Source organism: Nitrospirillum iridis, from assembly GCF_014205765.1.
GTDB lineage: Bacteria > Pseudomonadota > Alphaproteobacteria > Azospirillales > Azospirillaceae > Nitrospirillum > Nitrospirillum iridis.
Map to the genome: position 1 here is coordinate 181,840 of NZ_JACIIZ010000003.1, position 21,865 is coordinate 203,704.

18 protein-coding genes are annotated in these 21,865 nt (G+C 65.8%); 3 read left to right on the forward strand and 15 right to left on the reverse strand.

The genetic code is table 11. The features are described 5' to 3' along the window. Positions 1 to 449: 449 nt before the first annotated feature. On the reverse strand, positions 450 to 1,091 hold the full coding sequence (locus FHS74_RS06160; protein ID WP_246462947.1) for a GNAT family N-acetyltransferase: 642 nt from the start codon (positions 1,089 to 1,091) through the stop codon (positions 450 to 452). A 172-nt stretch (positions 1,092 to 1,263) separates the two neighbouring features. Here FHS74_RS06160 and FHS74_RS06165 point away from each other — a divergent pair, with 172 nt between their 5' ends. Beyond that, positions 1,264 to 1,641: a VOC family protein gene (locus FHS74_RS06165; protein ID WP_184798552.1), complete on the forward strand. Its 378-nt coding sequence runs from the start codon at positions 1,264 to 1,266 to the stop codon at positions 1,639 to 1,641. A 50-nt stretch (positions 1,642 to 1,691) separates the two neighbouring features. Here FHS74_RS06165 and FHS74_RS06170 read toward each other — a convergent pair whose 3' ends face one another. The 5 genes from FHS74_RS06170 to FHS74_RS06190 all read right to left on the reverse strand — a co-directional run bounded on the left by FHS74_RS06170 (position 1,692) and on the right by FHS74_RS06190 (position 9,821). Next, a complete protein-coding gene (locus FHS74_RS06170; protein WP_184798554.1) occupies positions 1,692 to 3,887 on the reverse strand; it encodes a malate synthase G in 2,196 nt (731 codons plus the stop codon). 147 nt (positions 3,888 to 4,034) lie between these two features. Then, the gene (locus FHS74_RS06175) at positions 4,035 to 6,887 is read right to left on the reverse strand and encodes an FAD-binding and (Fe-S)-binding domain-containing protein (protein WP_184798556.1); all 2,853 of its coding nucleotides are present in this window, start codon (positions 6,885 to 6,887) and stop codon (positions 4,035 to 4,037) included. Positions 6,888 to 6,893: 6 nt separating this feature from the next. Then, positions 6,894 to 7,547, reverse strand: coding sequence for a LutC/YkgG family protein (locus FHS74_RS06180; RefSeq protein WP_184798558.1), 654 nt, complete (start codon positions 7,545 to 7,547; stop codon positions 6,894 to 6,896). Then, complete coding sequence (locus FHS74_RS06185; RefSeq protein ID WP_246462948.1) at positions 7,544 to 9,034, reverse strand: LutB/LldF family L-lactate oxidation iron-sulfur protein; 1,491 nt, start codon at positions 9,032 to 9,034, stop codon at positions 7,544 to 7,546. Before FHS74_RS06185 ends, FHS74_RS06180 begins: the two co-directional genes overlap by 4 nt. Next, positions 9,024 to 9,821 carry a (Fe-S)-binding protein gene (locus FHS74_RS06190; protein WP_281384614.1) on the reverse strand — a complete coding sequence of 266 codons (798 nt, stop codon included), beginning with the start codon at positions 9,819 to 9,821 and terminating at the stop codon, positions 9,024 to 9,026. The genes FHS74_RS06185 and FHS74_RS06190 overlap by 11 nt, the downstream gene beginning before the upstream one ends. 601 nt (positions 9,822 to 10,422) lie before the next feature. Here FHS74_RS06190 and FHS74_RS06195 point away from each other — a divergent pair. Next, the gene (locus tag FHS74_RS06195; RefSeq protein WP_184798562.1) at positions 10,423 to 12,069 is read left to right on the forward strand and encodes a lactate permease LctP family transporter; all 1,647 of its coding nucleotides are present in this window, start codon (positions 10,423 to 10,425) and stop codon (positions 12,067 to 12,069) included. 78 nt (positions 12,070 to 12,147) lie between these two features. Here the strand turns inward: FHS74_RS06195 and FHS74_RS06200 are convergent, their stop codons facing one another. Further along, positions 12,148 to 12,570, reverse strand: a complete 423-nt coding sequence (locus FHS74_RS06200) for a helix-turn-helix domain-containing protein (protein WP_184798564.1) — start codon at positions 12,568 to 12,570, stop codon at positions 12,148 to 12,150. A 733-nt stretch (positions 12,571 to 13,303) separates the two neighbouring features. Between FHS74_RS06200 and FHS74_RS06205 the strand changes: the two genes are divergently transcribed. Next, a complete protein-coding gene (locus FHS74_RS06205) occupies positions 13,304 to 14,782 on the forward strand; it encodes a methyl-accepting chemotaxis protein (protein ID WP_184798566.1) in 1,479 nt (492 codons plus the stop codon). A 42-nt stretch (positions 14,783 to 14,824) separates the two neighbouring features. Here FHS74_RS06205 and FHS74_RS06210 read toward each other — a convergent pair whose 3' ends face one another. The 8 genes from FHS74_RS06210 to FHS74_RS06245 form a co-directional block, all read right to left on the reverse strand. Next, positions 14,825 to 15,391 carry a histidine phosphatase family protein gene (locus tag FHS74_RS06210; protein ID WP_184798568.1) on the reverse strand — a complete coding sequence of 189 codons (567 nt, stop codon included), beginning with the start codon at positions 15,389 to 15,391 and terminating at the stop codon, positions 14,825 to 14,827. 288 nt (positions 15,392 to 15,679) lie between these two features. Continuing rightward, complete coding sequence (locus tag FHS74_RS06215) at positions 15,680 to 16,315, reverse strand: MAE_28990/MAE_18760 family HEPN-like nuclease (RefSeq protein WP_184798571.1); 636 nt, start codon at positions 16,313 to 16,315, stop codon at positions 15,680 to 15,682. Continuing rightward, positions 16,312 to 17,403, reverse strand: coding sequence for a DUF262 domain-containing protein (locus FHS74_RS06220; protein ID WP_184798573.1), 1,092 nt, complete (start codon positions 17,401 to 17,403; stop codon positions 16,312 to 16,314). The genes FHS74_RS06215 and FHS74_RS06220 overlap by 4 nt, the downstream gene beginning before the upstream one ends. A gap of 105 nt (positions 17,404 to 17,508) precedes the next feature. Next, the gene (locus tag FHS74_RS06225; RefSeq protein WP_184798575.1) at positions 17,509 to 18,297 is read right to left on the reverse strand and encodes an FCD domain-containing protein; all 789 of its coding nucleotides are present in this window, start codon (positions 18,295 to 18,297) and stop codon (positions 17,509 to 17,511) included. Positions 18,298 to 18,441: 144 nt separating this feature from the next. Beyond that, positions 18,442 to 19,245, reverse strand: coding sequence for an energy transducer TonB (locus FHS74_RS30890; RefSeq protein ID WP_211106145.1), 804 nt, complete (start codon positions 19,243 to 19,245; stop codon positions 18,442 to 18,444). 4 nt (positions 19,246 to 19,249) lie between these two features. After that, positions 19,250 to 19,675: a TonB system transport protein ExbD gene (gene exbD / locus FHS74_RS06235; protein ID WP_184798577.1), complete on the reverse strand. Its 426-nt coding sequence runs from the start codon at positions 19,673 to 19,675 to the stop codon at positions 19,250 to 19,252. Positions 19,676 to 19,679: 4 nt separating this feature from the next. Beyond that, positions 19,680 to 20,531 (reverse strand): tonB-system energizer ExbB, encoded by an 852-nt coding sequence (gene exbB, locus FHS74_RS06240; RefSeq protein WP_184798579.1) that lies wholly within the window; start codon positions 20,529 to 20,531, stop codon positions 19,680 to 19,682. Positions 20,532 to 20,602: 71 nt separating this feature from the next. Continuing rightward, positions 20,603 to 21,862 (reverse strand): PepSY-associated TM helix domain-containing protein, encoded by a 1,260-nt coding sequence (locus tag FHS74_RS06245; RefSeq protein WP_184798581.1) that lies wholly within the window; start codon positions 21,860 to 21,862, stop codon positions 20,603 to 20,605. Positions 21,863 to 21,865: the final 3 nt, after the last annotated feature.

Here is a 21,865-nt window from a genome sequence, read left to right on the forward strand (position 1 = left end):
AGCGGCTTTCCTCGCGGCCGAGACCTATTCCTTCAGAGGTGAGTGGGGGTTAACGATCCGGCGTCTTGCCGGACATTTTTGTAAATTCAAAATGACTGTATAAATTAATCTAACTCAATATCAATCGGCACATGCTATTCTAATAGTTGTTAAAATACACACAGTATATCAAGCGATAATGCAGCCGTTATTTGGTTGTGATAAATACTATTCTGGCTTTATGTGCAGTTTATAGCCTGCTGCGTTTAATCGGAACCACAGCCGGCTTTAGATGGGTATGTCCACGAAGCAGTTTCACGCCCCAAGGCGATTTCGCCTTTGGGCGATCTGCTCCAGTTCGGGTCGAGGTCTCTGAACCCTAAGTCGCGCGACGGGATGATGTTATGAGCGCGCGCTTATCCGCCAAGGACCCGGTAATCCCCCGCGTTTCACGGGGTTTGCGTCGCGCTTCAATCCCGCCGCGCCAGGCTGGCCAGCCGCTCCTTCACCGTCGGCCATTCGGCATGGATGACGGAGAAATAAACGCTGTCGCGCAGGCGGGCCGGTATCATCTGTCCATCGGGCCCAACGCGGGGGGCCACCACCACATGGGACCGGAAGACGCCTTCCTGCGTGGCGCCGATGCGGGCGATGGCCGCGCGGGACTGCGTGTTCAGCGCGTCGGTCTTCAGTTCCACCCGGTGGGCACCCAGCGTTTCGAACGCGTGGGTCAGCAGCAGGCGCTTGGCATCGGTATTGGCGCCGGTGCGCTGGTGGCTTCTGGCCACCCAGGTCCACCCGATCTCCACCCGGCGGTTGGCCCGGTCGATGTTGCCATAGCGGGTGCTGCCGATGACTTGGCCCGTCGTCTTGTGCATGATGGCGAAGGGCAGGCTGACATGGCGGTCCCGTTCCTCCAACGCGGTGCGCACATAGGTGCGCATCTCGTCCGGCGTCGTCACCGGCGTCGGGATCCACCGCCACAACACGGGATCCAACCCCACGGCGATCAGTCCCGGAAGATGGTCATGGCTCAACGGTTCCAACCGCACGACGGCGCCCTTCAGCGTGACGGGGCTGACGGTCATGGGGGTGGTGTCGATCTCGGCCATGGGGACCCCTTCCGCGTGCAAGGACGTTTCAGTCGATACGGCGCTGCGGCGCCCCTCTTCAACGGCGATATTGTCCGCGTGACAATATAGGGAATGGCTTGCGCGCGCGCCTTAGCGCGGTACCATAAGCGCCGCCGATGGAACGGGCGTCGGCCACAACCAGGAGGCGGCGATGGCCAAGGTGCTCGGGATCGGGGGCGTTTTCTTCAAGACGGCGGACCCCAAGGGGCTCAGCGACTGGTATCAGCGGGTGCTGGGTTTCCCCATCAGCAAGTGGGGCGGGGCGAAGTTTCCCCATCCGACCGAGGGCTGCACGGTCTGGACCCCCTTCAAGGCCGACACCGACCATTTTGCTCCCTCGCCGCACCCCTTCATGATCAACCTGATCGTCGATGACATCGACGGTGTGCTCGACCGGGCTAGGGCTGAGGGCGTGGAGCCCATCGGGCGCCAGGATGATGAGAGCTTTGGCCGTTTCGCCTGGATCCTCGACCCAACCGGGGTGAAGGTCGAACTGTGGCAGCCGCCGGCCAAGGCGCCGACAGCATAAATAAAAGGGGGCGGAACCTTCGCTCCGCCCCCTCCCTCAGATCCCGCTTGTCAGGCTCCGGCCTGCCGCGCCTTGGCCTCCGCCCGGCGGCGGTGCAGCACGGGCTCGGTGTAGCCGTTGGGCTGGCGGATGCCGTCGAACACCAGGTCGCATGCGGCCTGGAAGGCGATGCTGCTGCTGAAGTGCGGCGCCATCGGGGTGTAGGCCGGATCGCCGGCGTTCTGCCTGTCCACCACGGCGGCCATGCGCTCCAGGGTCGCCCGCACCTGGTCCTTGGTGCAGATGCCGTGGTGCAGCCAGTTGGCGATGTGCTGGCTGCTGATGCGCAGGGTGGCGCGGTCTTCCATCAGGCCGACGTTGTTGATGTCCGGCACCTTGGAACAGCCCACGCCCTGGTCCACCCAGCGGACGACATAGCCCAGGATGCCCTGGGCGTTGTTGTCCAGTTCCTGCTGGATCTCCTCCTCCGACCAGTTCGCCCCATTGGCCAGGGGCGGGGTGAGGATATCCTCCAGCTTGGCGCGGCGGTGGCCGGCCAGCACGGCCTGGCGGGCGGCCACGTCCACGGTGTGATAATGCAGCGCGTGCAGGGTGGCGGCGGTGGGTGAGGGCACCCAGGCGGTGTTGGCGCCCGCCTGGGGATGGGCGATCTTGGTGGCCAGCATGTCCGCCATCCGGTCGGGCATGGCCCACATGCCCTTGCCGATCTGCGCCCGGCCCTTCAGCCCGCAGAGCAGGCCGATGTCGACGTTCCAGTCCTCATACGCCTTGATCCACGCGGTGCCCTTGATGTCGTTCTTGCGCACCATGGGCCCGGCTTCCATCGAGGTGTGGATCTCGTCGCCGGTGCGGTCCAGGAAGCCGGTGTTGATGAACACCACCCGGTGCTGGGCGGCGCGGATGCATTCCTTCAGGTTGACGGTGGTGCGCCGTTCCTCATCCATGATGCCCATTTTCAGCGTGTTGGGCGCCAGGCCCAGCAGCTGTTCCACGGCGCCGAACAGGCGGTTGGCGAACGCCACTTCCTCGGGCCCATGCATCTTGGGCTTGACGATGTAGACGGAACCCGCCCGGCTGTTGTGCACCGCCGGCGTGTCGCCCACGCCCTCGCGCCGCAAATCGTGCAGGGCGATGGTGCCGGTCATGATGGCATCCATGATGCCTTCGGGGATGTTGCCGCCGTCGGCCAGCAGGATGGCGTCCGACGTCATCAGGTGGCCGACGTTGCGCACCAGCATCAGGCTGCGGCCGGGCAGGGTCAGGGTCTTGCCGCCCGGGGCCGTGTAAGTGCGATCCGGGTTCAGGTGGCGGTCCACCATATGGCCGCCCTTGTCGAACTGGGCGGTCAGGGTGCCGTTCATCAGGCCCAGCCAGTTGCGGTAGGCCAGCACCTTGTCGGCGGCATCGACCGCCGCCACCGAATCCTCGCAATCCATGATGGCGGTGATGGCCGATTCCAGGACGATGTCGGCGACGTGGGCCTTGTCCTCACGACCGATGCGGTGGCTGGCATCGATGTGGATCTCGGCATGCAGGCCGTGGCGGGTCAGCAGGATCACGGTGGGTGCCGCGGCGTCGCCCTGCCAGCCGGCCAGGCGGCTGGGGTCGGCCAGGCCGCTCTTGGCTCCACCTTCCAGCGTCACGATGAGCGCACCGTCCTCGATGGCGTAGGCCGTGGCGTCGCGGTGCGAACCGTTGGCCAGGGGGAAGGACTGGTCCAGGAAGGTGCGGCCGAAGGCGATGACCTTGGCGCCGCGCAGGGGGTTATAGCCCCTGCCGCGTTCCGCTCCGTCATCCTCCGGCAGGGCGTCGGTGCCGTAGAGCGCGTCATACAGGCTGCCCCAGCGGGCGTTGGCGGCGTTCAGGGCATAGCGGGCGTTCATCACCGGCACCACAAGCTGCGGGCCGGCGATGGTGGCGATCTCCGCATCCACGTTGGCGGTGCTGACGCTGAAGTCCGGCCCTTCCGGCTGGACATAGCCGATGGCTGACAGGAAGGCGCGATAGGCCGCCCCGTCGAAGGGCTTGCCCTTCTGGCCGCGGTGCCACTCATCGATCTGCGCCTGGATGGCGTCCCGCTTGGCCAGCAGGTCGCGGTTCAACGGCGTCAGCTCATGCGCGATGGCGTCGACGCCCTGCCAGAACGCGTCCACCGACAATCCGGTGCCGGGCAGAACCTCCGCTTCGACAAAGTCGAACAGTTCCTGCGCCACCTGTAGATGCCCGGCCGTAACCCGTGCCGTCATGGTCCTTCTCCCGTGATTTCTCGCTCGTGCGCGGTCTTGTTGAGGGCCCGCGCGGGTTTCGTGACGCACTGTTTCGACGCCCGATATGGGTAGGCGGCGGCGGCGGCCCCGTCAACGGTGCGTGAGGCCTGGGTCGGCATAGACCCGTCAGCGTGTCGCCCGGTCGACCAGATAGACCAGGTGGCGATAGGGCACGCCGGCATGGTCGGCCAGGCCGATCTCGCAGGTCCGGTTGCTGGAATACCCCGCCTCGCAGCCCGCCGGAACCTGGGGGGCCAGGAAGCGCAGGGCGTGGTCGTTCAGGTCCGGCTCCACAAAGCCCTTGTCACCGGCGAAGCCGCAGCAGCCCACCCGCTCCGGCGTCACCACCGTGCGGGCGCAGGCCTTGGCCACGGCGGCCGCCTGCGGGTCGATGCCCATCTTGCGGGCCGCACAGTTGAGGTGCAGCAGCACGGGCTCCGCCTGCGGCGTCGGGTTCAGGCGGGGCAGGGCGTCCTTGGCCAGGAATTCCACCAGATCCCGCACCGGAAGCCGGCCGGAAAGAAAGGTCTTCATGCGCTGGGTGCAGGCGCTGGCGTCCATGATGATGGGGATGCGCCCATTGTCGCTGGCGGCGGCCAGGGCCGCCTCCATCTCCGCCGCCTTGGCGTCCGCCGCCTCCACCATGCCCTCGGACTCGAAGGCGAGGCCGCAGCACAGGTTGGTCAGGCCCTCCGGCACGATGGCGCGATAGCCGGCGCGATCCAGCACCCGCAGGGTGACGGCGGGCAGGGGATCGCCCTCGCCATCCTCCACCGCCGGGCCGAAGGTGCGGCCGGCGCAGGCGGCCAGGTAGACCACCGGGTCGCCGGTGCCGCCGGCCGGCGGCACGTCCTTCAGCCAGGCCATGCTGGCCCCTTCCGGCAGGTTGGGGCCGACATGGGGCAGGCGGTCGCCCGACAGGCGGCGGGCGTGGGCGGCCAGGCTGGCCACCTTCCTTGGCCCGAAGGCCTGGGACGCCAGCCCGGCCAGGGTCAGCGCCCCCCGGGTGGCGGCCAGCACGGTGCCGTAGTGGCGCCCCATCAGGCTGGCCAGGGTGCGCGCCGTCCGCCCGTGGCGCCGGCCGCGCAGGACCTTGGTCAGCTGCCCGGTCTCGATACCCACCGGGCAGGCGGTGGCGCACAGGCCGCAGGCGGCGCAGGTGTCGATGGCGTGATGGTCATAGAGGCCGCGCAACTCCGTCGCCGGGTCACGTCCAGCATCCCCCAGGGCCTCCAGCCGCGCGATCTCGCGCAGGCCGGTGATGCGCTGCCGGGGACTCAGCGTCATGCCGTGCGACGGGCACATCTTCTCGCAGAAGCCGCACTCCATGCAGGTGTCGACCAGGGCGTGCGCCGGGGGCAGGGGCTTCAGGTTCTCCAGGTGCAGGGTGGGGTTGGTGTTCAGCAGCACGCCGGGGTTCAGCAGGTTGGCGGGGTCCAGCAGGCGCTTGATCTCCCACATCAGCGCCGTGGCGGCCTTGCCCCATTCCAGCTCGACGAAGGGCGCCATGTTGCGGCCGGTGCCGTGCTCCGCCTTCAGTGAGCCGTCGTACTTCTCCACCACGATGCGCACCATCTCATCCATGAAGCGGGCGTGGCGGTCGATCTCCTCCCGGGTGCTGAAGTCCTGGGCGAAGACGAAGTGCAGGTTGCCGGCCAGGGCATGGCCCATCAGGATGGCGTCCGGATAGCCGTGCTTGTCGAACAGCGCCCGCATGTCGTGGCAGGCCTCCGCCAGATCCTCGATGCGGAAGGCCACGTCCTCGATGATGACGCTGGTGCCGGTCTGGCGCATGGCGCCCACGGTCGGGATCAGGCCTTTGCGGATCTTCCACAGCTTGGTGTATTCGGCCACGTCGGTGGTGAAGGCCGGCGGCCGCAGCAGCGTGACGCCGGTCAGCAGCTGTTCGATGGCGGCGATGTTCTCCTGCAAGGCTTCGGGGCTGGTCGCCCGGGTTTCCACCAGCAGGGAGGCGACGTCGTCGCCCATGCTGTCGATCTCCGGCGGCAGGCCCGGCTGGCCCTTGGCGCTGCGCAGGCTGGCCCTGTCCATCAATTCCACCGCCGCCACCGGCCCGCCGTTCAGCAGGCAGGCGGCGCGGCCCGCCTCCACCACGTCGGGGAACAGCAGCAGGGCGCTGGCCTTGTCGGCCAGTTCCGGCACGGTGCGGTAGGTGACCTCCGCGATGAAGCCCAGCGTCCCCTCCGACCCGATCAGCAGGTGGGCCAGGATGTCGACCGGGTCCTCATAGTCCACCAGGGAATTCAGGCTGTAGCCGGTGGTGTTCTTGATGGCGAACTTGCGCCGGATGCGGTTGGCCAGGGCCTCATCCGCCCGCACCCGCCGGCCCATTTCGTCCAGCCGGGCCAGAAGCTCGGCATGGCTGACGCGGAAGGCGGCCACGCTGGCGGGGTCGCCGGTGTCGACCAGCGTGCCATCCGCCAGCATGAAGCGCAGGGACAGCAACGTCTTGTAGGTGTTCTCATGCGTGCCGCAGCACATGCCGGACGAATTGTTGGCGGCGATGCCGCCGATCTTGCAGCTCTCGATGGAGGCCGGGTCCGGCCCGATCTTGCGGCCATAGGGGGCCAGGCGGCGGTTGACCTCCGCCCCGATGATGCCGGGCTGGACCTTGATGACGCTGCCGTCGTCGTTGATGACCGAGCGGTGCCAGCCGTCACCCAGCACCATCAACAGGCTGTCGGTGATGGCCTGGCCGGAGAGGGAGGTGCCGGCGGCGCGGAAGGTGACGGGCGTGCCATGGCGGCGGCAGGCCGCCAGCACGGCGCTGACCTCCGCCTCATTGTCCACCCGCACCACCAGCTTGGGCACCAGGCGGTAGAAGCTGGCGTCGGTGCCATAGGCCAGGCGGCGCAGGGCGTCGGTGATCAGGCGTTCGGCCGGCACCACGCCCGCCAGCTCGGCGCGCAGGGCGTCGTAATCACGGGTGAGGGCAGGGTCCAACGTGCTATCCGGCATGACCGTTCACTCCCCTTCCTTCTTCACCAGCAGGATGATCAGTTCCTTGGGCCCATGGACGCCATAGGCCAGCGTCTGCTCGATATCGGATGTCTTGGACGGGCCGGAGATCAAGAGGGCATTGGTGGGCATGCCGGCCGCCCAGCCGCCGTCCCGCACCGCGGCCGCCAGGGTGTCGTGCAGCGTGTCCTCCTCCAGCACGGCGATGTGCAGGGGGGGCAGCAGCGACAGCAGGCGCGGCTCCTGCGCCGTCGGCCACAGGATCAGGGTCCCGGTCTCCGCGATGCCGCCCAGCGTGCCGGTCAGGCCGGCATCCACCTGGTGCACCAGCGCGTCCTTCAACTCCTCCACCGCGCGGTCATAGGCGACCAGGGGGGGCAGGGGCACGCCATCGGCCGCCGCCCGCATCAGGGCGTCGCCCCGGGCCGTGCCGGGGGCGACCATCAGGGAGCGCACGCCGCGATTGCCCAGGATGGTGGCCAGGCGCGCCGGCCAGTCGGCCGCCGTTACGTCATGGATCTCGGCGTGGCTGGCCTCCGCCATCTGGCGGAAACGGGCGGTCTTGTCCGGATAGGTTGGCGGCGTCCAGGACGGCAAGGGGGGGCCGGGGCGGGCGGGGGCGGCCTTCAGGCGGCCCAGGATGGCTTCACGCGCGCTCATTTCGGCACCTCGTTCAGATAACCGCGCTCCCGCGCCAGATCATGCAGGGTGCGCGGTTTGAAGCGCGGCTTGGCCCGCGCCCGGGTCCAGTCGCGCATCAAGGGGGCGCTGGCCGGCACCCAGTTGCCGCCCCAGGCCAGGGCGCGGGTGACCATGCGGTACAGCAGCGGCCGGGTATAGACCAGGCGCCAGCCGGCCCAGACCAGGCTTTCCATCCGCGACCGCTCCGCCCCGCCGTCCTTGACCACGGGAAGGTGCGTCGCCGTCTCCTCCGTCGGCCGCACCGCCTCGCGACGCAGGCGCACCAGCAGGTCGGGGATGGGGATCTTGACCGGGCAGACCTCCGCGCAGGCGTTGCACAGGGTGGAGGCGTGGGGCTGGTCGCCGGCGGCGTCCAGGCCCTGCAGCTGCGGCGTCAGGATCTTGCCGATGGGGCCGGGGTATATCGCGTTGTAGGTGTGGCCGCCGACGCGGGTATAGACCGGGCAGTGGTTCATGCAGGCCGCACAGCGGATGCAGCGCAGCGTGTCCGCCAGCTCCACATCCTGGTAGACGCGGCTGCGCCCGGCATCCAGCAGCACCAGGTGCACGGCGGTGGGCCCGTCCTTCTCCCCCGGTTTACGGGGGCCGCTGATCATGTTGACATAGGTGGTGATGGGCTGGCCGGTGGCGGAGCGGGGTAGCAGGGCCAGCAGCGGCACCACATCGTCCAGCGTCTCCACCACCTTCTCGATGCCGGTCACGGCGATGTGCAGGGGCGGCAGGGTGGTGGACAGGCGGCCGTTGCCCTCATTCTCGATCAGCACCAGGGTGCCCGTCTCCGCCACCGCGAAATTGACGCCGGAGATGCCGGCGTCGGCGCTGGCGAAGCGGTCGCGCAGCACCCGGCGGGCGGCGGCGGTCAGCTCATCCACGTCGCCGGTGCGGCCCAGGCCGGGGATCTTCTCCGCGAACAGGTCGGAGATCTCATCCTTGTTCTTGTGGATGCAGGGCATGACGATGTGGGATGGCGTCTCCCCCGCCAGCTGGATGATGTATTCGCCCAGATCCGATTCCACCGCCTCGATGCCGTGCCGCTCCAGATGGGCGTTCAGGTGCATCTCCTCCGACACCATGGACTTGCCCTTGATGACGGTGCGGGCGCCCGCCCGCTGCAGGATGTCCAGGACGATGGCGTTGGCCTCGTCCGTCGTCTCCGCCCAATGCACCTGGACGCCGTTGGCGGTCAGGTTGGATTCCAGCCGCTCCAGCAATTCCGGCAGCTTGGACAGGGCGCGGGCCTTGACCGCCGCCCCCCGTTCCCGCAGTTCGGCCCAATAGGCCGGATCCGGGAACTGGGCGGCGCGCTTGGCCATCAGGCCGTCCATGGCGCGGCGGAAGTTGCGGCGCAGTTGCGGGTTGTTCAGCGCGTCCGGCGCCCTTTCAGCGAACCGGGGGCCATGCTCTGGATGGTGTCCGCCATCAGCCACCCCCCCTTTAGCGTGCATGACAGCGCTCCATCAGGAATTCGGCGATGTGGCGGCAGCGGGTGCCGTCGCCCACCTTCTCGGCATGGCCGCCGATGTTCATCAGGCAACCGCAATCGCCCGACAGCAGGGTGCCGGCCCCGGTGTCGCGGACGCTGGCCAGCTTGTCCGCCACCATGGCGGTGGACACCGCCGCCTGGCGCACGGCGAAGGTGCCGCCGAAGCCGCAGCATTCCCGCTCGCGGCTGTTCTCCACCAGGGTGACGTTGGCCAGCTGGCGCAGCAGGGCCTTGGGCTCATCGGTCACGCCCATCTCGCGCAGGGAGTGGCAGGACGGGTGCCAGGTGACGGTCATCGGCTCACCCTTGTCCTGAAGAGTGACACCCAACACATTGACCAGGAAGGCCGTCAGCTCATGGATGCGGGCGGCGAAGGCGATGGCGCGCGGCTGGTCGGGGTCGCCCTCGAACAGGTGGGGGTAGTGGGTCTTCATCATCCCGGCGCAGGACCCGGAGGGCACGACGATGGGCAGGTCGCCGGGGAAGGCGTCCAGCTGGGCCCGGGCCACCGCCTTGGCCTCCTCCAGATAGCCCGAGTTGCGGGCCGGCTGGCCGCAGCAGCTTTGCCCCTCCGGAAAGATCACCGTCACCCCGGCATGGCGCAGCAGGTCCATGCCCGCCAGTCCGGCCTCCGGATACAGCATGTCCACCAGGCAGGTGCCGAAGAAATAGACCCTGTCCGGTTTTGGGTCCGGCTTTGGGGCCGACTTCGGGGCCGGTGTGGCGGGGGATGACGTGGCGGCGGTCAAAAGCGCGTCCCTTTCAGGAGAAGGTGCCCCTCCGTCCCGATTGCGGCGGGCCGGTGGGGAAATTGTCGCGGGCATATTTTACCAAGCATAAATCTTGGTCAAATCATTTTACCAAGGCCAGGGCCTCAGGCCGCGCGGGGACGCACCCCGCCTACTTCAAAGGGGGTAACCCATGCCTTGGCCGCCCTGCCTCCCACCCCAGGGGGCCTGATCCTCGCCGGACCCGCCCCGTGACCGGCGATAAAACCAAGACCTTGGATTAGGGCCGACTTTTCCGTTTGCGCCCGCCGGGCGCGCGGGTTATCCATCATGGTATCCATGGTACAGTAATTTGACCAGGGAGACAGCAGCCCGGGCGATACCGGGAACCGATAGTGCAAGCGCCTGTTTGTTACGTGCCTGAGGGACAGTGAGAACGCCGGCGGGTACCGGCCGCTCCGGGTCCCCGGCGCCGGGATGCCGCCCAGGAGGGGCTGGGCCGTCCATGAGCGGGGCGGGCCCCATCCTCCTCCCGTGGCGATCATCCGTTCCCGGCACCGGCCCAGCCGCCCACCCGCCTGCCTTCGCGTCGCCGATCTGACAACAAAAGGGGGGGAAGGCCATGCAGCCTTGGGTCCAGGTCTATGACCCGTTCGGGAATATGGTGGTGTCCGCGCTGGTCGCGTCGCTGCCCATCATTTTCTTCCTTGTCGCGCTGGCCGTCCTGCGGCTCAAGGGCTATGTCGCCGGCAGCCTGACCGTGCTGCTGGCCCTGGTCATCGCCATCGCCGCCTACGGCATGCCGGCCTCGTCCGCCATCGCCGCCGTGGTCTACGGCTTCTTCTACGGCCTGTGGCCCATCGCCTGGATCATCATCGCCGCCGTCTTCCTCTACAAGATCACGGTGAAGACCGGGCAGTTCGACATCATCCGCGCCTCCGTCATCTCGATCACCGAGGACCAGCGGCTGCAGATGCTGATGGTGGGCTTCGCCTTCGGCGCCTTCCTGGAAGGCGCGGCGGGCTTCGGCGCGCCGGTGGCCATCACCGCCGCCATCCTGGCGGGCCTGGGCTTCAACCCGCTCTACGCCGCCGGCCTCTGCCTCATCGCCAACACCGCCCCGGTGGCCTTCGGTGCCATGGGCACGCCCATCATCGTCGGCGCCCAGGTCTCAGGATTGGACGTCTACAAGGTGGCGGCCATGACCGGGCGGCAGCTGCCGGCCCTGTCGGTGTTCGTGCCCTTCTGGCTGGTCTTCATCATGGACGGCGTCAAGGGCGTGAAGGAAACCTGGCCCGCCATCCTGGTGACGGGCGTCAGCTTCGCCGTCGCCCAGTACTTCACCTCCAACCACATCGGCGCGGAACTGCCGGACATCATCTCCGCCCTCATCAGCCTGGTGTGCCTGACGGCCTTCCTGAAGGTGTGGAAGCCCAAGACCATCTTCCGCTTCAAGGAGCAGAGCGTGGTGGAGCAGGAGGCCCGGATCTACACCCCCGGCCAGGTGATCAAGGCGTGGTCGCCCTTCCTCATCCTCACCGTCATCGTGACGATCTGGAGCCTGAAGCCCTTCAAGGCCCTGTTCGGCAAGGGGGGCAGCCTGTCCGACACGGTGTTCCTGTTCGACGTGCCCAGCCTGCACAACCTGGTGACCAAGGTGGCCCCCATCGTGAAGGCCGCCAGCCCCTATGCCGCGCAGTACAAGCTGGACGTGCTGGCCGCCACCGGCACCGCCATCCTGATCGCCGCGTTGCTCAGCATGATCGTGCTGCGCTACAGCCCGGCCAAGGCGCTGGGCACCTTTGGTGAAACCTTGGTGGAGCTGAAGTGGCCGATGGTCACCATCGGCTCCGTCCTGGCCTTCGCCTACATCGCCAACTATTCGGGCCTGTCCTCCACCCTGGCCCTGATGCTGGCGGAGGCGGGCAAGGGCTTCCCCTTCTTCTCGCCCATCCTGGGCTGGCTGGGGGTGTTCCTCACCGGGTCCGACACCTCAAGCAACGCCTTGTTCGGCGCCTTGCAGGCCACCACGGCGCAGCAGATCGGCGTGTCCGACCTGTTGCTGGTGGCGGCCAACAGCAGTGGCGGCGTCACCGGCAAGATGATCTCCCCGCAAAGCATCGCCGTGGCCTGCGCCGCCGTCGGCCTGGTGGGCAGCGAGTCCGCCCTGCTGCGCTTCACGCTGAAGCACAGCCTGTTCTTCGTCTGCATCGTGGGCGTCATCACCCTGCTGCAGGCCTATGTCTTCACCGGCATGATCCCGCAGTGAGGGTGGGGCCCTGGCGGCCATGCCGCCGGGGCCGTCCCTCCGCGCGTGGACGCCGGGGGCACGCGGGCGGTCGCGGGTTCAGGATGACGGGGCCTTGGCCAGCCACTCATACCCCTCGATGATCCAGGCGGCCAGTTCCTGGGGGGACTGGCTCAGCATCGCCGGTTCGCGCCGGGTCGCTTCGATGAAATTGGCCAGGATCAGGCTAAGCCGGCCCCGGTCCAAGGGGGGCTGCTGGCCCGCGTGGTCGGGGGCGGGGGGCTGGGCGGCCGATGGCCGCATCTCGCCCGCGCCGGTGATCAGCCAGTCCAGGGAAATGCCGTACAGGGCGCGGATCGCCACCAGGAAGCTGTGGGGCGGAAAACTGGTGCCGCGCTCATAGCCCCCCATGGTGCCGATGTGGATACCCAGCGCCTTTGCCGCCTCCGCGCGATGCATGGCGCCCCGGGCCGCGATCAGGCGTTCCGCGAAGGCGTTCTTGGGTTTTAGAATCTGAGCCATATCTGGAAACCCGATTCTCAATATCGAGGCGGCGTTTCAGGTGTGGCATAAGGGTTTGCATTCAAACGAAAAAATTCAGAAACGCAACTTATCATGCCGGTTTGATCCGCAGAAATGGCAGGCGAAGGCTTTTTGCCCTTTCCAATGTCTGGAAACTCAACTAAAATCCACCTCATGGGTTGCCTCTCCTCCCTTTTCCAACGGGCGCGCCCGCCCCTCGCGGAATGGGAAACATAACATGGTTAACGTGGTGCCGGTTGTATTTGGCTGGCGTCCGTGCCCGCCCCTGGGCGTGCGCCTTGAATGAAATTAAGGAGAAGCGTCAGGCTTATATTCGATCCCGGCGCCCCAGGGGCCCGCACTTATTATATTGGTTGGGAAGGCGCATGGCCTTGGCGCGTTGGCCATAGTTATCGCGGTCGTCCTTCCAATGTCGTTTCCCCGGTCATATGTCGGCCCGAATGCCGATGGCGGGCGCCGGAATTTAGAATGCGCCCGTCTTCAATGCAAATCGAGCGTTCCAAAAGGCGTTATTTAATCAGAGGTGGACCGACAGCATCGGCGGGTGATTTTGTCGCCAAATTAATAAAATTTTAAGATAAAAGTATTTATTAAATATCCAATGGTTATCCGCGTTCAGGCGCCCAAGGCAGGGGCGCCCGGCATCGACGCGGCCATGGGCGTCGTCGTGACGATCGCCCCTTCTCATCCAACCCTCACTTTTGGGAAACCTATGCTCCTATCGTCAAAGAAACATGGGAATGCCCTGGCCACGCTGGCGGCCTTGAGCAAGTCGCAGGCGATGATCGAATTCTCCTTGGATGGCACGGTCATCACGGCCAACGACAACTTCCTGAAGGCGTTGGGCTATACCCTGGGCGAGGTCCAGGGCCGGCATCATTCCATGTTCGTCGATCCCGCCTATCGTGACAGCGATGATTACAAACGGTTCTGGGGCGCGTTGCGGCGGGGGGAATTCCAGGCGGCGCAGTTCAAGCGCATCGGTAAGAACGGCCGGGAAATCTGGATCGAGGCCAGCTACAACCCCATCCTCGGCGCCGACGGCCGGCCGACCAAGGTGGTGAAATACGCCACCGACGTGACCGCCCAGAAGCAGCAGTTCGCCGACTTCCAGGGGCAAATCGCCGCCATCCGCAAGTCACAGGCCGTCATCGAGTTCGCGATGGATGGCACCATCCTGGACGCCAACGACAATTTCCTGTCGGCCGTCGGCTATGGGCTGGCGGAGGTCAAGGGCCGGCATCATTCCATCTTTGTCGACCCCGCCCAGCGTGACAGCGCCGACTACCGCCAGTTCTGGGAGGCGCTGCGGCGGGGGGAATATAAGACGGGCCAGTTCCGGCGCATCGGCAAGGGCGGGCGGGAGGTTTGGCTGGAGGCCAACTACAACCCCATCCTCGATCTCAACGGCCGCCCGTTCAAGGTCGTCAAGTACGCCACCGACATCAACCGCCAGATCCGGATGCTGGCGGACCTCAAGGTCCTGATCGACCAGAATTTCGGCGAGATCGACGAGGCCGTGGAGCGGTCGACCCGCCAGGCGGGCGATGCCGCCGCCGCCGCCGGGCAGACCAGCGGCAGCGTCCAGATGATGGCGTCCAGCGCCGAGGAACTGGCCGCCTCCATCCGTGAAATCGCGCAGAGCATGACCCAGTCGCGCACGGCGGCCGATCAGGCGGCGGCCCTGGCGGGCGATGCCGACCTGGCGACCCAGCGCCTGACGGAGGTCGCGCGCTCGATGGAGGGGGTGGTGGACGTCATCCGCACCATCGCCGGGCAGATCAACCTGCTGGCCCTGAACGCCACCATCGAGGCGGCGCGGGCCGGTGACGCCGGCAAGGGCTTCGCCGTGGTGGCGACGGAGGTCAAGAACCTGGCCAACCAGTCCGCCAGCGCCACGCAGCAGATCTCCGAGGAGATCGAGGGCATGCAGGGCGTGTCCCAGGACGTGGTCGGCGCCCTGTCCGCCATCCGCCAGTCCATCGGCGTGGTCCGGGAATACGTCGCCTCCACCGCCAGCGCGGTGGAGGAGCAGAGTGCCGTGACCCGCGACATGTCGAACAACATGCAGACGACGGCCATGGCGGTGGACACCGTGACCCGCAACCTGGGCGACATCACCGCCGCCATCACCCAGGTGGGCCAGGCGGTCGCCACCACCAAGCAGGCCGCCAGCGTCCTGGCGCGATAGCGGCGTCGGGCTCGCCGGGCGGCGGCCCGCCCGGCGCGGGGGTCACAGCGGCGTGTCGCTGTCCCCCGACAGCAGGCGGGGATACAACTCCTTGAAGGTGAAGGCCTCCTCCGCCTTCTTGCGCTTCAGGCGCAGCACCACGTCGAAGCGGTCTTCCGGCCAGGCCGTGGGCGGCTTGCCCCGGCGGATGGGCAGCAGGGGCAGGATGGCCTCGACGACGGCCTCATGCTCCCAGCACACCAGCACCACGCCGGACAGGCCCAGCAACTCCTGGACCAGCGCCGCCTCCTCACCCTTGCCATAGGTGGTGTTGAGGGGAACGCCCAGGCGGGCCGCCAGCGGCGTCGCCGTCTCGAACGGCCGCCGGCTGGGCCCCTTGTTCAACTGGTCCGCCGCCCCCGGCGTGGCGGCGTAGACCGCCTGGGGGGTGGCATAGTCGCCCTCATCCAGCCCCGCCCCGAACAGCGCCGACCACGCCCCCGCCCGCTGCCAGCCCCGGATGACCAGGGACTCCTTGTCCTTCTTGCCATCCAGCGTCAGGCCAGGACCGGGCCACGCGCCCTCCGGCTTTTCGGCGTGGCGGATGAAGTAGAGGGTTAGTTTGCTCATCGGTGGCTCCCCGGGTGGTTTTGCTCATTACGCGGGTAAATTGGAGCAACTGCAATGCCCAAGATAACAGTATGATAATGATTGCTGGTCCTGGTTCTCGTGTTCCTCATCCACTCGACAGCTAAATTGATCCGGGAGGACATTAAGTGCGCTTACTGGTTCGTTGGCCGAATGTCCGTGTGACCGACCATACCGGGAGGGACATTTTATATTGTGGATAAGACACTCATAGTCCGATGGAATCTAGCTATGAAAAGATATCGGGGGAAACGACAAGTATGACCATATTTACACAGTAAATCCATTAGTAGCTGCGCTGTTTATGGTTTGATTTTTGAAAATTCTCATTATTTCAACAGATTTGTCGCGTATAAATTTGAGCCTATCTATATCGACAGTGAAGTTTCTGCCATGTGCAACTCTATTTCGGCCATCGCAAAGATCGGAGTTTATGAAATGCTCATACTGTTTAAATTCGTCGTGGTGCAGAGATAGAATTACGCATATTTCTTCCAGTACATCAAATCTAAGATTTGATTTTGTGGATATTTTTTTATTATGCCTATCTTTGTTTGTTTTATCTACCGATGCTATTATGTCCCATATAAGTTCAATTTTTCTTTTCGGTGATGAATGTTGTATCTCCTTGCATGTGCCATCGACTGCTAAGTATATAAAGCTAGATTTTAAATTTCTATATTTCATTCTTTTTGTTGATATGTATTCAAGATATTTCTCTGCGGAGAATTTAACAAATCCCTCCCAATGTGCGTAGATAATAGGAATGGTCGATCTTATTATTGCAGACTTGTCTTTATTTTCTGCTACCTGGGCGCACGTAACAAGTGTAGACATTTCTTTAATTCGCCAAGTGAAATCATCTTCAATCTGTGATTCAAATTGATCGATATTGAATGCGATCATGGCTTAAACCATTTTTGACCAAACGGAATGGATTTCTGAATTCTTTGCGTGCCACGAAGGCCAGCAGCTGTAAAGGATAACGATTCGCTAGTCATCCAGAAGGACTTAATTTTATCAAGAACGAACGTCCGTGGGTCTTTCTTTTTTCGAATGGCGTGTAGGTTATGAGCAACACCTAGGGCAATGACTTCAAAAGCTGCTTGTCCCACACGTCCCTTGAAACCTCCATCAAACTTCTTCAGGGAGTCTTCAGATATGGATGCCAAAAGCTCAAATGTACCAAAGAAATTTTCCTCGATTTTGTCAGAGCCGTATATAAAATCCTCGGCAACGTCGATTATGCCTTCATCTAAATATTCTTCGATATCTAGTCTTCTGTCGTATTCAACATAGGAAAAAACTATAAATCTCGTTACATAATCCATTAACCCCTGCTCATTTATTGAACGGTCAGTTTGATTCATGACTCTTATAAAGGGAGGGAACTTTGCCAAACGATCCATGAATTTGAATAAATCTTCATTGAGCATTATCATTAAGCAATTTCTAAGCTCCTGGGGTTTTGCTACCGATCCGTGACTATTTAATCTCCTAAAAAGATCGAACTTGGCCTTTTCATCACTTTTCTTGCGCAATATCTGTACGCCAATTTTTGCCCTTTTTAGGGCGAGTTGCTGAGTTTTTTCAAAGAATGAGGATTTATTACTCCCCTTTTCCCATTTATATCCCTCCAAGGATGGTAAATATTTCGTCTCTGTTAAGGTGGAGGGAGGCATGAGATTACCATCGGCGTCTCTAAGAATCCCAATAAACTCTAGAATGGTCGATAATCTCTGAAGTCCGTCTATTAGTTCCCAGGGGCCTTCCTGGGTTTCAAAAACAAATATCGGCGGCACAGGTATCCCAAGTAATAAAGATTCAATAAGGTGCGATTTCTGAAAATCAGTCCATCGAAAAAGGCGCTGAAAATTTGGATTTATTATTATTTCTCCATCTCTATACAGGTTGATAACTTCGCCGACTGACATATCATATGAGTCAGTGGCAATTTGCATGGATGCATTTTCGATTTCTTTTTCTAAGCTCATACTTTTTTCCTTTGCGCATAGGTGTTCTTAAATTCAGATATTACCTATCAATCAAAAATCAATAGGCCGGCAGTCGGGAACGAATTTTTAGGAGAATCGAAATATCTACTTCTCCGCCACAATATCCCCACCCGCAATCCGTCGCAGCGAGGCCTCCAGCCTAGCATCCGCCCGTGAAATTTCAACCAAAGCGTCACGGATGAAATTGATGTGCGCCTCCGCCGCCGCCCGGGCCGCCGCCGGGTCGCCCTTCATGATGGCCTCATACAGGGCGCGGTGCTGGCCCAGCAGGAGTTGGCGGACGCCGGTGCGCTGGTAGAGCTTGGCGCGGTTGAAGAAGACGTCCTGGCGCAGCATCTCGGCCAGGGCGCGCATGATGTGCAGGATGACGACGTTGTGGGTCGCCTCGTAGACCGCCAGGTGGAAGTCGGCGTCGGCGTCCGCTTCCTCCCGCGCCAGGTCGGGGGCGGGGACGTCGTGGCCGTGGGCGGCCTCCATCGCCTCGAACCGAGCCTGGATCTGGGCGCGGTCCACGTCGGTGGCGCGCAGGGCCGCGTAGTAGGCGGCGGCCCCCTCCACCTCCGTGCGGAATTCCAGATAGTCCAGGGTGGTCTCGGGCCGGGCGGCCAGCACGGCGTGCAGCGGCTCGGTGAAGGTGGGGCCTAGCAGGGGGGCGACGAAGGTGGCGCCACCCCGGCCGCTGCGCAGCAGGCCGCGCTGTTCCAGCTTCTCCAGCGCCTCCCGCAGGGAGGGGCGGGAGACGTTGAAGCGCACGGCCAGTTCACGCTCCGGCAACAGCTTCTCACCGGGGCGCAGGCTGCCCTCCACGATCAGTTGTTCCAGATGCTCGGCGATGGTGTCGGCCAGCTTGGCCGGCCGGATGCTGTCCTTCATGGGTCCCGTCACTGTTGCGCCGACCGCCGCCGGGGGGCGTCCGCATGGTGCGCTCCCGTGGCGCGCGGCTGCGGCCCGGTCAAAATAATTGACCAGCGGTGGGGCGCGGCGCAACGGAAATGACGCCCCCCGGAATGAGGGGGGTCAGTTCAAGGAGAACTCGATCGGCACCGTCAGTTCCAGGCTGGGGCCGGGCCGGTCGTCGGGCATGGCGGGCAGGGGATCGGCCCGGCGCACCAGGGCCAGCGTCTCCTCATCCAGCAGGGCGGCGCCGGAGCCGCGCGCCAAGGTGGCCGACAGCACATGGCCGGTGCGGTCGATGGTGAAGCGCAGCAGGGCGGTGCCCGTCTGGTGCCGTTGGCGCGCCTGCGCCGGATAGCGCTTGTAGCGGTTGAGCTGCGCCATCAGCCGGCCCTCATAGGTGTCCGGCCCGGTGCTGGGCGGGGCGGGCGGGGCGGGGGCCGCCACCGGCGCCGGCACGGCCGAGGGCGCCGCCGCGCTGGGCGGCGGTGGCTCGGGTTGCGGCGTCGCAACCGGCTGTGGCGGGGCTGGCGGCTGCGGCGGTGACGGTGCGGGGCGCACCATCACCGGCTTGGGCGGCGGCGGCTTGGGCGTGGGCTTCGGCGGTTCGGGCTTGGGCGGCTCCGGCTTCGGCGCCTCCGGCGGGGGTGGGGCCGGTGGCGGCGGCAGGTCGATCTGCAGCGCCGGCGGCGGGGGCGGCGGTTCCTGGGTGGACCGCGCCATCAGCCAGGGCAGGGCCAGGGCGTGGGCCGCCAGCACCACGGCCAGGCTGCCGCCCCACACCAGGCGGGTGCGGTCGGTGCCGGCCAGGCCATCCCGGGGCGGGGTCCCCCGCCTGGGGAACGCCCCTTGGGGGAGCGCCGCTTGGGGGGCCGCCGGCTCGGGGGGGGCTGGGGGGCGGTTGTCGTTGGTGGAGGCCAGGGCCATGGCTTTACGGCGCCCCGCCGCCATCCAGCCCGACCAGCGAGACCTTGAGATAGCCGGCGCCGCGCAGGCTGTTCATCACCGCCGTCAGGTCGCCGTAGGAGACGGCGCGGTCGGCGCTGAGGTTGATGCGCTGGTCCTTGTCGCCGGCGGCGGCGGCGTCCAGTGCCGCGGCCAGGGCGTCGCGGCCGACATCGGCCCCGTTGACCGCCAGGGTCAGGTCGGCGCGGATGGTCAGGGTCACCGGCTTCTCCGGATGGGGCCGGGGCGGGGCGGTGGAGGAGGGCAGGTCCACCGGCACGTCCACGGTGGCCAGGGGGGCCGCGACCATGAAGATGATCAACAGCACCAGCATCACGTCGATGAAGGGCGTGACGTTGATCTCGTGGGTTTCGGCCAGCTCATCGCCGCCGTGGGAAAGACGGGCCGCCATGGGGTCACTCCGCTGCGCGGCCGCGGGTCAGGGCGCCGGCGCGGCCCCCCGCCTGGGCCCGGTCCAGGTCGCGGCTGACCAGGCGCAGCACGGCGGCCGACACGTCGGCCAGCAGCACGCGATAGCCGTCCACCTTGCGGGCGAAGACGTTGTAGACCACCACCGCCGGGATGGCCGCCACCAGGCCGGTGGCCGTGGCCAGCAAGGCCTCGGCGATGCCGGGGGCCACCACCGCCAGGCTGGTGGTCTGCGTCTTGGAGATGCCGATGAAGCTGTTCATGATGCCCCACACCGTGCCGAACAGGCCGACGAAGGGGGCGGTGGCGCCGATGGTGGCCAGGATGCCGGTGCCGCGCACGATGGCGCGGCGGGCCTTGGCCTCCAGCCGTTCCAGCCGCAGGATCACCCGCTCCTTCACGCCTTCGGCCGGCAGGCCGGCGGACAGGGCCTGTTCCGCCTCCGCCGCGCGGGCGAAGGCCAGCGCCAGGGTGTCACCCGGACCGGTCAGCTGGCTGGCCGCCACGTCCAGGCTGACGGCGTCGTCCAGCCGGTCCAGCGAGCCCTGCAGCCGGGCGCGGGCGGCCCGCAGCTCCAGCCCCTTGGCCAGCAGGATGGTCCAGGTGACGACGGACGCCGCCAGCAGGCCCAGGATGACGGTCTTCACCACCCCGTCGGCGTTCAGGAACATGCCCAGGGCCGACAGGTCGTGCGGCACGGTCGCGGCGGCGCGCGCCGCCCCGTCCGCCGCACTGGTTTGCGCCCAGGCGGCGCCGGTCGCGCCCAGGACCAGTCCCGCCGTCAGGCCGGCGGCCGCGCGCCGGGCCCCAGTCGCCTGCTGGGCAAAGGTGGTTGCCATGATCGTCGTGCCCCTTTTGTGAAAGGGCGCGTCCCTGCCCGGACGCGCCCGTGGAACGGTTGATGCCGCCACTAGGCGGCGGATTTCAGGATGGCGGCGGCCTTGGCGGCGTTGGCCTTGCGGTTCTGGCGCTTTTTCCACCACATCGTGGTGCCGGTGATGACGAACAGGGTGGGCAACAGGCCGCTCAGCGCCACCAGGACGCGATAGACCGGACCCAGCCCCTCCCCCTCATGCAGGGGGCGCATCCAGCCGGTGACCTTGTTGCCGGCGGCTTGCGCGCCGGGGTCGCGCACCTCCACCACCTGGCGGGCCCAGGGGTCCACCATCAGGGTGACGGCGCTGGCGGCGTCGCCACCGGCGGGCGCCAGCATCACCCGGATGGCCTGGTCGGGGCTTTGCGGCAGGCTGGTGCCGCGCAGCGCCAGGCCGGCGCGGGGGGCGGCGGCGGTCGCGATCGCCACCGCCTCGTCCACCGTGGCGGGCTCACCCCCCTCCAGCACCGCCACCTTGGGCACGGCGAAGCCCTGGGTCTGCGCCGTCATGGGCAGCAGGGCGCCGATGCCGGCGGCGATGGTCTGGGGAAAGGCGATGGCGACGCCGGTGAAGCTGACGATCAAGAAGACCACCAGGCCCCAGATGCCGGCGGCGCCGTGCAGTTCGCGGTGGAAGCGCAGGCCCTTGGCGGACTTGCGCACGATGAAGGCCTGGCGCCATTGGCCGGGGCGGGGCCACCACAGCACCAGGCCGGTGACGCCCAGCGCCGTCATGATGATGCCGAGATAGCCCACCAGGTCGCGGCCGCTGCGGTCCTGGATCAGCAGGTTGCCGTGCAGGCGGTGGAACCAGCCGATGGTGGCGTCCAGGCCGGGCGTCTTGACCACGGCCAGGGTGACGGGGTCGATGTGGACGCTGATGCCCGGCATGCCGCCGGGACCGCCGCGCTGCGGCGGGCCACCCTGGGGACCACCCGCCTGGGGCGCACCTTGGGGGCCTCCTTGTGGCCCTCCCTGGGCGCCCGCCGGGGCGCCCTCTCCACCCGGCGCGCGGCGCGGCGCCTGGAAGCGCACGGTCGCGGTCCCGCCCGGGGCGGAAGGCGCCATGTAGGCGGCGGGTTTGGCACCCGGCGGGGCCACGGCGGCGGCGGCGGCCACCACCTCCGCCACCCCATGGGGGGCGGCGTCCGCCGCGGCGGATGGCGACGACGGGCCGAACAGGCCGCGCAATTCCGGTTCCAGCACCAGCACGGTGCCGGACAGGCCCAGGGCCAGCAAGGGCAGCCCCAGGATCAATCCCACCCATAAATGCAGGAAACGCAGTGTCTTCATCATGGC

What these genes read in the sequence shown, in the direction of transcription:
- exbD (WP_184798577.1), bottom strand. Translation starts at nt 19,675, where the DNA reads ATGGCGGCCCGTCTTTCCCACGGCGGCGATGAGCTGGCCGAAACCCAC.
- FHS74_RS06245 (WP_184798581.1), bottom strand. Translation starts at nt 21,862, where the DNA reads ATGATGAAGACACTGCGTTTCCTGCATTTATGGGTGGGATTGATCCTG.
- FHS74_RS06210 (WP_184798568.1), bottom strand. Translation starts at nt 15,391, where the DNA reads ATGAGCAAACTAACCCTCTACTTCATCCGCCACGCCGAAAAGCCGGAG.
- FHS74_RS06185 (WP_246462948.1), bottom strand. Translation starts at nt 9,034, where the DNA reads ATGCACGCTAAAGGGGGGGTGGCTGATGGCGGACACCATCCAGAGCAT.
- FHS74_RS06170 (WP_184798554.1), bottom strand. Translation starts at nt 3,887, where the DNA reads ATGACGGCACGGGTTACGGCCGGGCATCTACAGGTGGCGCAGGAACTG.
- FHS74_RS06160 (WP_246462947.1), bottom strand. Translation starts at nt 1,091, where the DNA reads ATGGCCGAGATCGACACCACCCCCATGACCGTCAGCCCCGTCACGCTG.
- FHS74_RS06165 (WP_184798552.1), top strand. Translation starts at nt 1,264, where the DNA reads ATGGCCAAGGTGCTCGGGATCGGGGGCGTTTTCTTCAAGACGGCGGAC.
- FHS74_RS06200 (WP_184798564.1), bottom strand. Translation starts at nt 12,570, where the DNA reads ATGGCTCAGATTCTAAAACCCAAGAACGCCTTCGCGGAACGCCTGATC.
- FHS74_RS06175 (WP_184798556.1), bottom strand. Translation starts at nt 6,887, where the DNA reads ATGCCGGATAGCACGTTGGACCCTGCCCTCACCCGTGATTACGACGCC.
- FHS74_RS06205 (WP_184798566.1), top strand. Translation starts at nt 13,304, where the DNA reads ATGCTCCTATCGTCAAAGAAACATGGGAATGCCCTGGCCACGCTGGCG.
- FHS74_RS06215 (WP_184798571.1), bottom strand. Translation starts at nt 16,315, where the DNA reads ATGATCGCATTCAATATCGATCAATTTGAATCACAGATTGAAGATGAT.
- FHS74_RS30890 (WP_211106145.1), bottom strand. Translation starts at nt 19,245, where the DNA reads ATGGCCCTGGCCTCCACCAACGACAACCGCCCCCCAGCCCCCCCCGAG.
- FHS74_RS06195 (WP_184798562.1), top strand. Translation starts at nt 10,423, where the DNA reads ATGCAGCCTTGGGTCCAGGTCTATGACCCGTTCGGGAATATGGTGGTG.
- FHS74_RS06180 (WP_184798558.1), bottom strand. Translation starts at nt 7,547, where the DNA reads ATGAGCGCGCGTGAAGCCATCCTGGGCCGCCTGAAGGCCGCCCCCGCC.
- FHS74_RS06220 (WP_184798573.1), bottom strand. Translation starts at nt 17,403, where the DNA reads ATGAGCTTAGAAAAAGAAATCGAAAATGCATCCATGCAAATTGCCACT.
- FHS74_RS06225 (WP_184798575.1), bottom strand. Translation starts at nt 18,297, where the DNA reads ATGAAGGACAGCATCCGGCCGGCCAAGCTGGCCGACACCATCGCCGAG.
- exbB (WP_184798579.1), bottom strand. Translation starts at nt 20,531, where the DNA reads ATGGCAACCACCTTTGCCCAGCAGGCGACTGGGGCCCGGCGCGCGGCC.